A 13,947-nucleotide genomic window follows, 5' to 3' on the forward strand; every position below is an offset into this window, starting at 1 on the left:
AGCCGGTGATGTGGTAAGTGGAACGTACAATTAGAGGCTAGAAATGGATACCAGCGTCAGCACCCAGCAGAGTCAGGCCAGGATTCAGCTCTCCGGGCGGTTTGATTTCAACTCCCACCGGGAATTCCGCGATGCGGTGGACAAGGCCCTGGGCAGTCCCGGCACCACCGAGGTCGCCGTTGATCTCGGCAACGTCGCCTACCTCGACAGTTCTGCCCTGGGCATGCTGCTGATGCTCCGCGACAAGGCCAAGACATCCGGCAAGACTGTCTGCCTGGCCAATGCCCGTGGCAGCGTGCGGCAGGTTCTGGACATCGCCAACTTCGGCAAGCTCTTCCCGATCGTGTAGCGGTGGCCGAGCAAGACCCCGAATCCCTCTTCATTCTTGTTGTAGATGACAATCCCGACGATCTTTTCCTGATCCGTCGGGATCTGGTGGCCCTTGGTCACCGTGTCGCTGGTGTCAGCACGGCCAAAGAGGCGCTTGCGCACATCGCCCGGGCTTACCCCGACGTTCTGATGACCGATGTCGGCCTGCCCGGCATGGACGGCATTGAATTGCTCCAGACGGTCCGGATGCGGACCGACGGCAGCTGGATTCCCAGCCTGGTGTTCACCGGCAGCCTGGATGAGGCGACGCAGATGCGTGCCCTCGAAGCGGGCGCCGACGCCTACCTCTGCAAGCCCGCCTCCCGCGAAATGCTGCGCGCCAAGCTCGGAGTGATCCTCCGGCTCAAGGCCATGCAGCGGCAGGCCGAGGCGCGCAACCGCGAGCTTGCCCGCTACCGCAGCCTCCAGGAAGAAGAGCAGCGGCTGGCGCGCTTCGTGATGGAGCGCCTGATCAACCGCGAGGCTCTGGGCGATCCCGCCCTGTCCCACTACATCGCCTCCGCGGCCGAATTCTCCGGCGACCTGATCGCCGCCGCCCGAACCCCCGCCAACGTACTCCACGTGCTCCTCGCCGACGGCGCCGGTCATGGCCTGGCCGCGTCGCTCAACGTGCTGCCGGTGACCGCGCCTTTCTACCGGATGACCGAGCGGGGTTTCGGCATCGACGCCATCGCCCGCGAGATCAACAGCAAGGTGCGTGCGCTGCTGCCGGTCGATCGCTTCATCGCGGCCACCCTGGTCGCCGTCAATTTCCGCGAGCGCTACGTGACCGTCTGGAACGGCGGCAATCCGGGGCCGCTCCTGGTGCGGCCGGATGGCCGCGTGCGCATCCATTTCAACCGCCACCACTTTCCCCTCGGGGTGGTGGATGACGACGAGTTCGACGGCACCGTCGATACCCACGTCGTCAATCCCAGCGACCACCTGCTGCTGTTCTCCGACGGCCTCATCGAGCAGGAGGACGCCGATGGTGCGGCCCTGGGGGTCGAAGGGCTCGGGGGCGCGCTCGAAGGGCTTGAAGCCGATGCCCGGCTGCCGCGTCTCATCGACATCGTCCACCAGCTCACTGGCGGCAACCCGCCCCGGGATGACATCTCCATCGCCCAGATCGCCCTGGCCGACTCCCCCAGCCGGGTGCCCAGCCAGCTGCCGGGCGAGGCGGTGGCGCCGTTCAACACCAGCGACTGGCGCCTGGTGCTGCGCCTGGGGGCGACCGACCTCAAGCGCCTCGACGCGGTGCCACTGATCCTCGGCGCCATCGAGCAGTTCGAGGGCGTGCGTCCGTTCACCGGGCGCCTGTTCCTGGTGCTGTCCGAACTCTTCAACAACGCGCTGGATCACGGCCTGCTGCGCCTGCCTTCGTCCCTCAAGGTCGGGGCGGAGGGCATGGACGTGTTTCTCGAGGAGCGCTCCCGCCGGCTTTCGCGGCTGGCGGTGGGGGCGGTCGAGTTCGAACTGACCCTGCGTCAGAGCCTCGACCGGGCGCCGATGCTGCACATCGGCTGCGTCGATACCGGCCCCGGTTTCGACCACGAGCAGCAGGTGGCGGAGGCCATGCGCGAGCCGACCACCGAAGAAATGCTCAAGGGCCACGGCCGCGGCATTCCGCTGCTGCTGCGGGTCTGCGAGGAAGTGCGCTACAGCGGTTCCGGCAACCGGGTGGATGTGGTCTTCCGCCTTGCCGAACGGGGCGCCGACGGGCTCAAGTAGCGCCGGCGGCGTCTCTCCTGTCGGTCTCCCTTAAGTTCCCCGGGGGCCTGTCGATAAGAACGTCGATATTGTGGGCTGCCCAGCCGGGCCGCCCGTCGAGTTGCCGGTAGCGCGTTGCGCTGTCCGGTCATCGTTCGAGACAGGGGAGTGGCCGGACATCATGCGAGTTCAACTTGTTTCAGGCGCCATCGGATTATGCGCAGCCATTGGTGCCGCGGGAGCCGGGCTGGCCTTCGGTGCTCCGCTGACGGCCGGCTTCGCGGGCGTGAGTGTGGCCCTCGGGGTCTTCATCGGTGTGGCGACGATCATGGCCTGTCGGGTGCTGTTCGTGCAGCCTCTGGGCGAGATGCGTGACACCATCCGGGCGATGCAACGGGATGGCGATCTTTCCCGCCGCGCGCCGGTCTCCGGTGGCCAGGTGGGTGAAGTCGAGCTTGTCTTCAACGAGCTGATCGAGAGCCTGCAGGGCATCGTCGGCAAGGTGATCTTCGACGCCCAGCGGGTGTATGAGGCGGCCGACCTGCTGTCGGGCTACGCCGGCCGGGTGGCGGAAGGCTCCTCCGGGCAGCGCGACGCAGCCGAGAGCATGGCCGTGGCGATCGAGCAGATGACCGCCGGCGTCAATGCGGTGGCCGACCACGCCAGTCAGACGGCGGCCAACGCCCAGGCGGCGCGGGAGCTGTCGGTGCAGGGCGGCGAGGTGGCGACCAGCGCCTCGCGGGAGATCGAGCGCATCGCTGCCTCGGTGGCCGATTCGGCCCGGGTGATCGCCTCGCTGGGCGAGCGCTCCGAGGCCATCAGCGGCATCGTCAAGGTGATCCACGAGATTGCCGACCAGACCAACCTGCTGGCGCTCAATGCGGCGATCGAACCCGCCCGGGCCGGCGAGCAGGGGCGTGGCTTCGCGGTGGTGGCCGATGAAGTGCGCAAGCTTGCCGAACGCACCTCGTCGGCGACCCGGGAGATCGGCGGCATGATCTCGGCGATCCAGTCCGAGACCAAGAGCGCCATCGCCGCCATCGACGTGGGCAGCGTGCAGGCCCACGCCGGGGCCGACCTGGCCCGCCGGGCAGCAAGCTCGCTGGACCAGATCAACCAGGGCGCGCTGCAGACGATGGAGAAGATCGATGCGATCGCCGTCGCCATCACCACCCACAGCCACGAGGCCGAGCAGATCGCCGGCCACGTGCGGCAGATCATGGAGATGGCCGGCCACAACTCGGAAGGCGCGCGGGAAACCCTCGCCGAGGCCACCAGCCTGCGGGATCTGGCGGTAAACCTGAAGGAGATCCGCCGCGTCTTCAAGCTGGGCCCCGCGGGCGAACAGGCGATGGTGGTGCACAAGAAGATGCCCGACATCGTCCGCGAAGCCTCCCGCCAGATCAGCGAGATGCTCGAGCGGGCGGTCGCCAGCGGGCAGATCAGCGAGGCCGACCTGTTCGACGAAGCCTACAAGCCGATCCCGAACACCCGTCCGCAGAAATACAGCACCCGCTTCGATGCGCTCACCGACCGGCTCTTCCCCAGCCTCCAGGAGCGCCTGCTGGACGGCAATGGCGAGGTGGTCTACGCCATCGGCACCGACCGCAACGGCTATGTGCCGACCCACAACAAGCGCTTCTGCCAGCCGCTCACCGGCGACTACAACAAGGACATCGTGGGCAGCCGGACCAAGCGGATCTTCGACGATCCGGTGGGCAAGCAGTGCGGCAAGAACCAGATGCCCTTCCTGATCCAGACCTACCGCCGGGATACCGGCGAAATCATGCACGACATCTCTGCGCCGATTTACGTGAACGGCCGCCACTGGGGCGGTTTCCGGATCGGTTACAGGGCCTGACGCGCGGTGCGGCATGACGCGTCCTGCGGGGGCGCGCGGGTGCTGCGGCCGCTCTCGAAGAGGCGCTTCCCAGCCTCAAGATTATTCTTACCCCGCCGATATTTATTTCAAGTCGAAGCTTGCCCCATCAGGGTGGCAGGCGGTCCACGACGGAGATCGAGTGATGTCGGAACTTCTCAAGAACATTGACGCGCGTACCCGGCTGGCGGGCACCAACAAGCTGGAAATCCTGCTGTTCACCCTTGGCCTGGATTCACGCACCGGCCGGCGCGAGACGTTCGGTATCAACGTCTTCAAAGTGCGCGAGGTGATGCGCACCCCGCCGATCACCGCCGCGCCGGAAATGCCTTCTTCAGTCGAAGGGATGGTCAGCCTGCGGGGCGTGCTGGTGCCGGTGGTTGACCTGGCCAAGTATGCCGGGATGGGCATCGACACCCCCCGCGACATCATGATCGTCACCGAATACAACGGGCACACCCAGGGCTTCCTGGTCGAGGCGGTGGATACCATCCTGCGCCTCGACTGGTCGCAGATGCGTGTGCCGCCCGACATGCTCACCGCCAACCTGGGCGGGCTGGTCACCGCGGTGACCGAGCTGCCTGGCCCCAAGCTGGTGATGCTGCTGGATGTCGAGAAGGTGCTCTCCGAGACCACCCGCTACGACGACGAGTTCCTGTTCAAGGGCATCGAACCGATCGTGGCGGACGAGCCGGTCACGGTCTATTTTGCAGATGACTCGTCGGTGGCCCGCAAGCAGATCGAGCGGACTCTCGACGCTCTTGGCGTGCGCTACGTGGGTTCGGTCAATGGCCGTCAGGCGTGGGATGAGCTTGAGAAACTCGCCTCCTACGCCAGCAGCAGCGGGCGCAAGGTCAAGGACATGCTGGCCCTGATCCTCACCGATGTGGAGATGCCCGAGATGGACGGCTACATCCTCACCAAGCGGATCAAGACCGATCCACGCTTCGAGGGGGTGCCGGTCATCATGCATTCGTCCCTGTCGGGCATGTCCAACCAGCAGCTCGGCCGTTCGGTCGGGGTGGATGAATACGTGGCCAAATTCGAACCGCAGCGGCTGGCGGAGGTCCTGCGCCGCCTGATCACGCAGCACAGTGCGGCCAAGGCCGCGTGAGCGAAAGAGGAGCGAGATGAACATGGATCGTGTCGATCGCGGGTTGCTGGAGTCGGTGGACGCCAGGACCAAGCTGGCGGGTTCGAACCGCATGGAAATCCTGCTGTTCTCGCTGGGAACCCAGGAGATTTTCGGGATCAACGTGTTCAAGGTCCGCGAGGTGTCCCGGGCGCCCTTCATCACCAAGGCCCCCAACATGCCGGCCGGCGTGGAAGGGCTGATCTCGCTGCGGGGCAACGTGATCCCCGTGCTGGCCCTCGCCAAGGTGATGGACATTGCCGTGCCGGGCGAGCCCCTGGGCGGCTCGATGATGGTCACCGAATACAGCAAGCGCACCCTGGGCTTCCTGGTGCACGAGGTGGATCGCATCATCCGCGTCGAATGGGACAAGGTCCGCGCGCCGGACAACGTCACCTCCAGCGGCCATCACTTCATCACCGCCATCACCGAGCTGCAGGACGGCAAGCTGGTGTCTATCCTCGATGTGGAAACCATCCTGGCAAGCACCTTCGGCGAGGCCGTGGTCGGCCAGATCCATCCCCTCGAAGGTGCCCACGACGTGAACATCTTCTTCGTGGATGACTCCGCGGTGGCCCGCAAGAAGATCGCCGAAACCCTCGACAAGCTGGGGGTGCGTCACAAGCACGCCCTCAACGGGCTGGAGGCCTGGACCCGTCTCGAAGGCATGGCGAGCCACGCCCAGCAGCGCGGCATCGACCTGCGCGAGGAGGTCAATCTGATCCTGGTGGACGCCGAGATGCCCGAGATGGACGGCTACGTGCTCACCCGCAACATCAAATCGGATGCCCGCTTCGAAGGCATTCCGGTTGTCATGCACTCGTCCCTGTCGTCCGAAGCCAATCGGGCGATGGGCAAGAGTGTCGGTGTCGATTCCTACGTCGCCAAGTTCGACGCCGACGTCCTGGCTGAAACCCTGCGCCCCCTGCTGATGCGTTCCTGCCGGGACTGAACGGAGATCAACAACATGTCGGACCCCAAGATGAAATTTCTCGTAGTCGATGACTTTTCCACCATGCGGCGCATCGTCCGCAACCTGCTCAAGGAGCTCGGTTTCACCAACGTGGACGAGGCCGAGGACGGGCAGATCGCGCTGCAGAAGCTCAACTCGCTGCCCTTCGATTTCGTGGTGACGGACTGGAACATGCCCAACATGGACGGTCTCACCTTGCTGCAGAACATCCGTGCCACGCCGGCCCTGAAGCACCTGCCGGTGCTGATGATCACCGCCGAAGCGAAGAAGGAAAACATCATCGCGGCGGCCCAGGCCGGTGCCAGCGGGTACATCGTCAAGCCCTTCACGGCGGCAACCCTTTCCGAAAAGCTCGAGAAGATCTTCGAGAAGATGGGCAAGAAGGCAGCTTGACGGCCCTCGACAGCACGGAGTTCCATCATGGCAAAACGTCTCAAATTTGACGAATCCGGCGACAGCGACGATCTGCAGGCGCTGTTCGACAGCATCTCCGGAACACCCTCCGCCGCGAGCGCCCAGCCGCGCCTCGAAGTGGTCGCCAGTTCTGCCGCCAGCGCCAGCGTCGCGGGTGGTGACGACGACGACCTGCAGGCGCTGTTCGATACCGTGGCGGAGGAATACACCGCCGAACACGACCACGACGCGCCTGCCGCCGGTGAGGCCCGTCCCCACAGCTGCGACAACGTATTCAACCGGATCGGCGTGATGACCCGTCAGCTCCACGATACCTTGCGCGAACTGGGCTACGACCGCAGTCTGCAGGAAGCCGCCCACGCCATTCCCGATGCCCGCCAGCGCCTGGCCTACATCGCCGAGATGACCGAGCAGGCTGCGAGCAAGGTGCTCAACGCCACCGACATCGCCAAGCCGATCCAGGACAAGGTGCACGCCGATGCCGAAACCCTGCGCGCCCGCTGGGACCGCCTCTACGCCCGGCAGATGAGCGCCGACGAGTTCCGTGCCCTGGCTGGAGAAACCCGCGATTTCCTCGGCAGCGTGGTCAGCGGCACCCGCGAAACCAACGCCCAGCTGATGGAAATCATGATGGCCCAGGATTTCCAGGATCTCACCGGCCAGGTCATCAAGAAGGTCGTGGACCTCGCCCAGGGACTGGAGCAGCAGCTGCTGCAGGTGCTCATCGAGGCAATGCCCGCCGAACGCAAGGCCGAGGCACCGGAAGGTCTGATGAATGGCCCGGTGATCAGCGCAGTCGGTCGGGACGACGTGGTATCGAACCAGGAGCAGGTGGACGACCTGCTCGAAAGTCTCGGTTTCTGAGCCGGCGAGCGCGGGCCAGACCGCAAGGAGCAATGCAATGAGCGATTTTTCCGGGATGGAAGACCTTCTGCAGGATTTCCTCGTCGAAGCGGGGGATCTGCTGTCCGGCGTGGATAACAAGCTGGTGGATCTCGAACGGGCGCCCGACGACAAGGGACTCCTGAACGACATCTTCCGCGGCTTCCACACCATCAAGGGCGGTGCTGGCTTTCTCAACGCGGCCGAGCTGGTCACCCTGTGCCACCTTACCGAGAACCTCTTCGATCTCCTGCGCAACGGCGAACTCGTCGTGACGCCCGAGATCATGGACGTGATCCTGTCGTCCACCGGCTCGGTGCGCGACATGTTCGGCTATCTCGAGCAGGGCGTGCAGCCACCGGCTGCCGATCCGCACCTGATCGAGGATCTGCGCCGCGCCATTGCCGGCGAGCTGAGCCAGTCGTCATCGTCTGCTCCGGCGCCCGCCCCGGCAGCTGCGCCCGTTGCTGTCGCACCGGCGCCTGCCGCTGCTCCGGTGCTTGCCGCGGATGGCCTCGACTGGAACGAACTGCTCGAAGCCGTCACTGGCGCCCCGGCGAGCGCGCCGGCTCCAGCGCCCGTGCTGCAGGCCGTGCCTGCACCGGCACCTGCTCCCGCTCCCGCTCCCGCTCCCGCACCCGCGCCGGTGGTCATGCATCAGAGCGACGCCGAACTCGCCAGCAAGTCGCCAGAGGAAGTCATCAAGGCCGCCGTCGGCCGCCGTGCCTCCGATCGCCCCGGCGCCAGTGGCCCGGTGGGCCGCCGCGACACCGAGAAAACCCGTGACAACTCGATCCGCGTGGACACCTCGCGTCTCGATCAGGTGCTCAACCTGTCCGGCGAGATCGGCCTCACCAAGAACCGCCTCAACGCCCTGCGCAGCGACATCCTCAACGGCCGCAGCGACACCGAGACCCTGCACGCCCTCGATCTGGCCGTGAGCCAGCTCGACCTGCTGGTGTCCGACCTGCAGAACGCGGTGATGAAGACCCGCATGCAGCCCATCGGCCGGCTGTTCCAGAAATACCCGCGCATCGCCCGCGATCTGGCCCGCAACCTGGGCAAGGACGTGGAGCTGGTGCTCTCCGGCGAAGACACCGAGATCGACAAGACGATGATCGAGGATCTGTCCGATCCGATCATCCACCTCATCCGCAACGCGGTGGACCACGGCGTCGAGGAAACCCAGGAGCGCCTCGCCAACGGCAAGCCCGAGAAATCCATCGTCCGCCTCGAAGCCCGCCAGGAAGGTGACCACATCGTGATCCTGGTGGCCGACGACGGCCGCGGGATGAACGCCGAGAAGCTGCGCGCCAAGGCGGTCGAGAAGGGCCTCATCACCGATGAGGAAGCCAACACCATGGACGAGCGCCAGAGCTACAACCTGGTGTTCCTCCCCGGCTTCTCGATGGCCAGCCAGGTGTCGGACGTGTCCGGCCGCGGCGTGGGCATGGACGTGGTGCGCACCAACATCCAGAAGCTCAACGGCTCCATCGACATCCGCTCGAGCATGGGCAAGGGCACCACCTTCATCATCAGCCTGCCGCTCACCCTGGCGATCCTGCCGGTGCTGCTGGTGCGTCTCGGCGATCAGCCCTTCGCCGTGCCCCTGTCGATGGTCCGCGAGATCCTTCCGATCGAGCCCGCCGAAGTGCAGGAAGTCGGCGGCCGCGCCACCATGGTCGTGCGCGGTGAAGTCCTGCCGATCATGCCGCTCTCGACCCTGCTGGGCTGGGAGCAGAACCAGACGCCCGAATACGGCGTGCTCATGCAGAGCGCCGAGCAGAGTTTCATCCTCGCCATCGACAGCTTTGCCGGCCGCGAAGACGCGGTGATCAAGTCCCTCGACGACTTCCGTCCGAAGGGTGTTGCCGGGGTCACCACCTTGTCCAACGGCCAGATCGTGCTGATCCTCGACATGAAGGAGCTTCTCGGTGCGATGGGCGACACCCGCGGCGTCTCCCGTCGGGTGCTCCTCGCCCACCTCGAACTGCCGGCCCTCGCGGCCTGATCGCGGAGTGAGAACTACGTAACGGAGACACGAAGCCCGCGCTGAGACATCCTCCACAGCGCAACACTCTGCAACAAGATGGCGTGAATTTCGCCGCTCGACCCAGGGCGGGGCTCGGTTAGGATCGTTCCTGACCGCCCCCGCCCGCTGCCGTTCCGGCACCGGAGCCTGGATGGGCCGGGAGAGCGCAGATGGGTGACTTCGACTTCGATTACTGGAAAGACCTCGCCGAGCAGGACCCGCCCGGGTTCTTTCGTGCCCGCGAGCAGCTCCTGCGTCAGTGCATCGCCCTCCATCCCCAGCAGGCCCAGGAACTCACCGAATTCCAGGCCCACATCGACGCCACCCGACTGCTGGCCGGCAGCCCGCTGCTGGCCAGCCGCGCGTTGTTCAGCCTCCTCGAAGACCAGCTGATGCTGCTCAGCGCCAGGCTCGGCGAACTGCACCGGGAAACCAGCGGCCTGCGCGACCTGCTGGCCAGCGGGCAGACCGCCTGAACGGCCACGGCGGAGCGGGTAAGAGGAAGCAGGAAGTAGGGAGTAGGAAGTGGGAAGTGGGAAGTGGGCGCGGCCAAACGTCGGCGCACCGCTCATCAGCACAGCCCCTCTTCCCACTCCCCATTTCCCATTCCCCCTCACCATTTCCCACGCTCCGCTCCCTCGAATTAACCCTCCAATCCCCATCTGTTCGTCGCCTTGTCCGCCACCGGAAGCCGGTATCGTTGCACCATCTGAACGACCGTCGAGCGGGCCGTGGCTGAAGACAGCGACCTCGAAAAAACAGAATCAGCATCAGCGCGAAGACTGGAGCAGGCCCGCGAGGAAGGGCAAGTTCCCCATTCCCGCGAGCTGGCCACCTTCATCTCGTTGATGGTCGGCGTGGTCGCCCTGTACGTGCTGGGGCGCTGGGGTGGGCACCGGATGATGGAGCTCGTCCGTAGCGGGCTCAACTTCGAACGCCAGAAAGCCTTCGAGCCCGAGGGCATGCAGCAGGTGCTCGCCCAGCTCGCCACCGACGGGCTCCTCACCATCGCGCCGCTGCTGCTGGCCTCGGTGGTCGCGGCGCTGGTCACGCCCTTCCTGTTGGGCGGCTGGGTGTTTTCCACCAGTGCGCTCAAGTTCGACCTCACCCGCCTTGATCCCCTGCAGGGCCTGGGGCGGATGTTCTCCACCCACGGCCTGGCCGAACTGGTGAAGGCCACCCTCAAGTCGGTGCTGGTGGCCAGCGTGGGGGGGTGGGTGGTGTGGCGGGAGCGTGACCACCTGTTCTCCCTGATGCTCCAGCCGCTCGCAACCAGCATGGACGACTTTGCCAGCCTGGTGCTGCTGTCGGCCCTGCTGATCGTCGGCAGCCTGGCGGTGATCGCCGCCATCGACGTGCCCTTCCAGCTGTGGGAATTCCACCGCCGCCTGCGCATGACCAAGGACGAACTGCGCCAGGAAATGAAGGAGCAGGAAGGCGACCCGCAGATCAAGGCGCGCATCCGCGCTGCCCAGCGCGAGATGTCCCGCCGCCGCATGATGAGCAACGTGCCCACCGCCGACGTGGTGGTCACCAACCCGACCCACTACGCCGTGGCCCTCAAGTACGACCCCGACCGGGCCGGCGCGCCCATCGTGGTGGCCAAGGGCGCCGATGTCGTCGCCGGCAAGATCCGCGAACTGGCCCGCGAGCACAACGTCCCCATCCTCGAAGCCCCGCCGCTCGCCCGAGCGCTGTTTGCCCACTGCGAGCTCGAACAGCAGATCCCCGCCGCCCTCTACACGGTGGTCGCCGAAGTGATGGCCTGGGTCTTCCAGCTCAACCACTGGATCGCCGAAGGCGGCCTCCCGCCCGACGTGCCCGGCGCCCTCGCGGTGCCCGAGGGCATGGACCCGGGGACGGGTGAGGGGGCCGAGTGAGCGCTGCGGGCCGCCTTCGTCGGCGTGCCCCGGCCAACCTGTCCCAGACGATGCGCGTAGGCTAGACTCAAAGCGTGAGCCGGCGCTCGCTCCCGAATGCCGGCCCCCCAAGCAGGCTTTGCGATCATGGCTGACCTTTTCCTCTACACCCTGGGCCCCCCGCTTCTCGTCGTGGCCCTGTCCGCCCCGTGGGTGCTGCGCGCGGGCAAGTCCGACCCCGGTCTCGTCTGGCGTCTGGCCTTCATCATCGGCTCGGTCGGCGGCTTCTTTATCTTCGTCGCCGTCGGCTGCGCGGAGGATCGATCCTTCGCAGAGGGCCATGGAGGGCGGGCGCTGATGATCTCGTCCGCCTCCATCTCGGTGATCTACGGCGGAATCTTCAGCCCACTGGGCGCCGCAATCGGTGCCACACCCCTGTGGCTCTACGCCAGACGGTCGAAGGGGCGCTGATGCGCGGCGCGTGCCTGCGTGTTCATAAGGTCGCTGCCGTCCTCCCCCCGAATTACCCCGCCTTTCCCCCTCACTTCCGGCCTTTCCCCGGAGGTCGCTTGAGCGACCATCCGGAGCATGAACAGTAGTCTGAACCTGCGCACCCTTTTCGCCCCGAGCAACATCCGCACGCTCGCCGGGCCGCTGCTCATCATCCTCGTTCTGTCGATGATGGTGCTGCCGCTACCGGCCTTCGTGCTTGACCTGATGTTCACCTTCAACATCGCGGTGTCGGTGATGGTGATGCTGGTGGCGATGTACACCAAGAAGCCGCTGGATTTCTCGGTGTTCCCCACGGTGCTGCTGGTCACGACGCTGCTGCGCCTGTCGCTCAACGTGGCCTCGACGCGGATCGTGCTGCTCGAAGGCCACACTGGCCCCGACGCGGCGGGCAAGGTGATCGAGGCATTCGGCCACTTCCTTGTCGGCGGCAACACCGCGGTGGGCCTGGTGGTGTTCATCATCCTCACGGTCATCAACTTCGTGGTGATCACCAAGGGCGCCGGGCGGATTGCCGAAGTGGGCGCGCGCTTCACCCTCGACGCCATGCCCGGCAAGCAGATGGCCATCGACGCCGACCTCAACGCCGGCCTCATCGACGAAAAGGAAGCCAAGAAGCGCCGGGCCGAGACCTCCCAGGAGGCGGATTTCTACGGCGCGATGGACGGTGCGTCCAAGTTCGTCCGCGGTGACGCGGTGGCGGGCATCCTGATTCTCGGCATCAACGTGATCGGCGGGCTGATCGTCGGCGTGCTCCAGCACAACATGGAGCTGGGTCAGGCGGCCACCAACTACACCCTGCTGACCATCGGCGACGGCCTGGTGGCCCAGTTGCCGGCGCTGATCATCTCGGTGGCGGCCGGTCTGGTGGTGTCGCGGGTGGGCGACGACGGGGACATGGGGTCGCAGGTGATCGGCCAGGTGTTCTCCAACCCGCAGGTGCTGGTGCTCACCGCGGCGATCCTGGGCATCCTCGGTCTGATCCCGGGCATGCCCAACTTCGTGTTCCTGATGCTGGCCAGCGGGCTGGGCTACATGGCCTGGCGGGGCGGCATCAAGCAGGCCGCCATCGAAGAGGCAGAGGCCCCCGTCGCCGCGCCGGTGGTGCCGGCCGAGAGCCAGGAAGCCAGCTGGTCGGACGTCACCCCGGTGGATGTGCTGGGCCTCGAAGTGGGCTACCGGCTGATCCCGATGGTCGATAAGGGCCAGGACGGCGAGCTCCTCAAGCGCATCCGCGGCCTGCGCAAGAAGTTCGCGCGGGACATCGGCTTCCTTGCCGCGCCGGTGCATATCCGCGACAACCTGGAGCTCAAGCCCAACGCCTACCGCATCGTGCTGAAGGGCGTCGAGATCGGCACCGGCAGCGCGTTTCCCGGGCAGTTCATGGCGATCAACCCGGGGCGGGTGTCCGGCCCGCTCGCCGGCCGCGAGACCACCGATCCGGCCTTCGGCCTGCCGGCGGTGTGGATCGACGCCAGCCAGCGGGAGCAGGCCCACGCGTTGGGCTACACCGTGGTGGACGCCAGCACCGTGGTGGCGACCCACCTCAACCACCTGATCCTCAGCCACGCGCCGGAGCTCCTCGGCCGCGCCGAGACCCAGGCGCTCCTCGACCACATCGCCAAGGACAGCCCCAAGCTGGTGGAAGACCTGGTGCCCAAGCTGCTGCCGCTGGCCACCGTGCAGCGGGTGCTGCAGAACCTCCTCGACGAAGGCGTCAACATCCGCGACATGCGCTCCATCGTCGAGGTGCTGGCCGAGTTCGCGCCGCGGGTCCAGGACCCGCTGGAACTCACGTCCCGCGTGCGCCAGGCCCTGGGCCGGGCGATCGTCCAGAGCCTCTTCCCGGGCAGCGGCGAGGTGCAGGTGATGGCCCTCGATCCGGGCCTCGAGCGGGTGCTGATGCAGGCCATGGGCGGCGGCGGGCCGGAAGGCGGCGCCATCGAGCCGGGCCTCGCCGACACCCTGCTGCGCGAAACCGCCGCTGCCGCCCAGCGCATGGAAGACATCGGCCTGCCGCCGGTGCTGCTGGTGCCGGCGCCGCTGCGCTGGCTGCTGTCGCGCTTCCTGCGCCGCAGCGTGCCCACCCTCAAGGTGGTGGCCAACTCCGAAGTGCCCGAGACCCGCCTGATCCGCGTCTCGGCGATGATCTCTCCCACCGCCTGACCTCGCCTGCACGACGCCCGA

Annotated in this window: 12 protein-coding genes; all 12 read left to right on the plus strand. The window is 66.4% G+C overall.

All coding sequences use genetic code 11. The features are described 5' to 3' along the window. The first annotated feature begins 43 nt into the window (after window positions 1-43). On the plus strand, window positions 44-349 hold the full coding sequence (locus GH681_RS02625) for an STAS domain-containing protein (protein WP_153159908.1): 306 nt from the start codon (window positions 44-46) through the stop codon (window positions 347-349). Window positions 350-351: 2 nt separating this feature from the next. Next, window positions 352-2,100, plus strand: a complete 1,749-nt coding sequence (locus tag GH681_RS02630; protein WP_153159909.1) for a fused response regulator/phosphatase — start codon at window positions 352-354, stop codon at window positions 2,098-2,100. A 160-nt stretch (window positions 2,101-2,260) separates the two neighbouring features. Further along, window positions 2,261-3,940 carry a methyl-accepting chemotaxis protein gene (locus GH681_RS02635; protein ID WP_228111756.1) on the plus strand — a complete coding sequence of 560 codons (1,680 nt, stop codon included), beginning with the start codon at window positions 2,261-2,263 and terminating at the stop codon, window positions 3,938-3,940. A gap of 163 nt (window positions 3,941-4,103) precedes the next feature. Further along, on the plus strand, window positions 4,104-5,072 hold the full coding sequence (locus GH681_RS02640; RefSeq protein ID WP_153159910.1) for a chemotaxis protein: 969 nt from the start codon (window positions 4,104-4,106) through the stop codon (window positions 5,070-5,072). Between the two features lie 16 nt (window positions 5,073-5,088). Continuing rightward, window positions 5,089-6,042, plus strand: a complete 954-nt coding sequence (locus tag GH681_RS02645; protein WP_228111757.1) for a chemotaxis protein — start codon at window positions 5,089-5,091, stop codon at window positions 6,040-6,042. A gap of 15 nt (window positions 6,043-6,057) precedes the next feature. Beyond that, window positions 6,058-6,456, plus strand: a complete 399-nt coding sequence (cheY, locus tag GH681_RS02650; RefSeq protein ID WP_079432693.1) for a chemotaxis response regulator CheY — start codon at window positions 6,058-6,060, stop codon at window positions 6,454-6,456. A 27-nt stretch (window positions 6,457-6,483) separates the two neighbouring features. Then, window positions 6,484-7,341 (plus strand): protein phosphatase CheZ, encoded by an 858-nt coding sequence (gene cheZ / locus GH681_RS02655; RefSeq protein ID WP_153159912.1) that lies wholly within the window; start codon window positions 6,484-6,486, stop codon window positions 7,339-7,341. Window positions 7,342-7,378: 37 nt separating this feature from the next. Then, window positions 7,379-9,370, plus strand: a complete 1,992-nt coding sequence (locus GH681_RS02660; RefSeq protein ID WP_228111758.1) for a chemotaxis protein CheA — start codon at window positions 7,379-7,381, stop codon at window positions 9,368-9,370. Between the two features lie 191 nt (window positions 9,371-9,561). Beyond that, entirely contained in the window at window positions 9,562-9,867 is a 306-nt protein-coding gene (locus GH681_RS02665) for a DUF3135 domain-containing protein (RefSeq protein ID WP_153159913.1), read from the plus strand. Window positions 9,868-10,122: 255 nt separating this feature from the next. Continuing rightward, window positions 10,123-11,271 (plus strand): flagellar biosynthesis protein FlhB, encoded by a 1,149-nt coding sequence (gene flhB / locus GH681_RS02670; protein ID WP_153159914.1) that lies wholly within the window; start codon window positions 10,123-10,125, stop codon window positions 11,269-11,271. A gap of 126 nt (window positions 11,272-11,397) precedes the next feature. Beyond that, window positions 11,398-11,721, plus strand: coding sequence for a hypothetical protein (locus GH681_RS02675; protein WP_153159915.1), 324 nt, complete (start codon window positions 11,398-11,400; stop codon window positions 11,719-11,721). 117 nt (window positions 11,722-11,838) lie between these two features. Further along, window positions 11,839-13,926: a flagellar biosynthesis protein FlhA gene (gene flhA / locus GH681_RS02680; protein WP_153159916.1), complete on the plus strand. Its 2,088-nt coding sequence runs from the start codon at window positions 11,839-11,841 to the stop codon at window positions 13,924-13,926. Window positions 13,927-13,947 lie beyond the last annotated feature (21 nt).

The organism is Zoogloea sp. 1C4 (assembly GCF_009469605.1).
Classification (GTDB): Bacteria; Pseudomonadota; Gammaproteobacteria; order Burkholderiales; family Rhodocyclaceae; genus Zoogloea; species Zoogloea oryzae.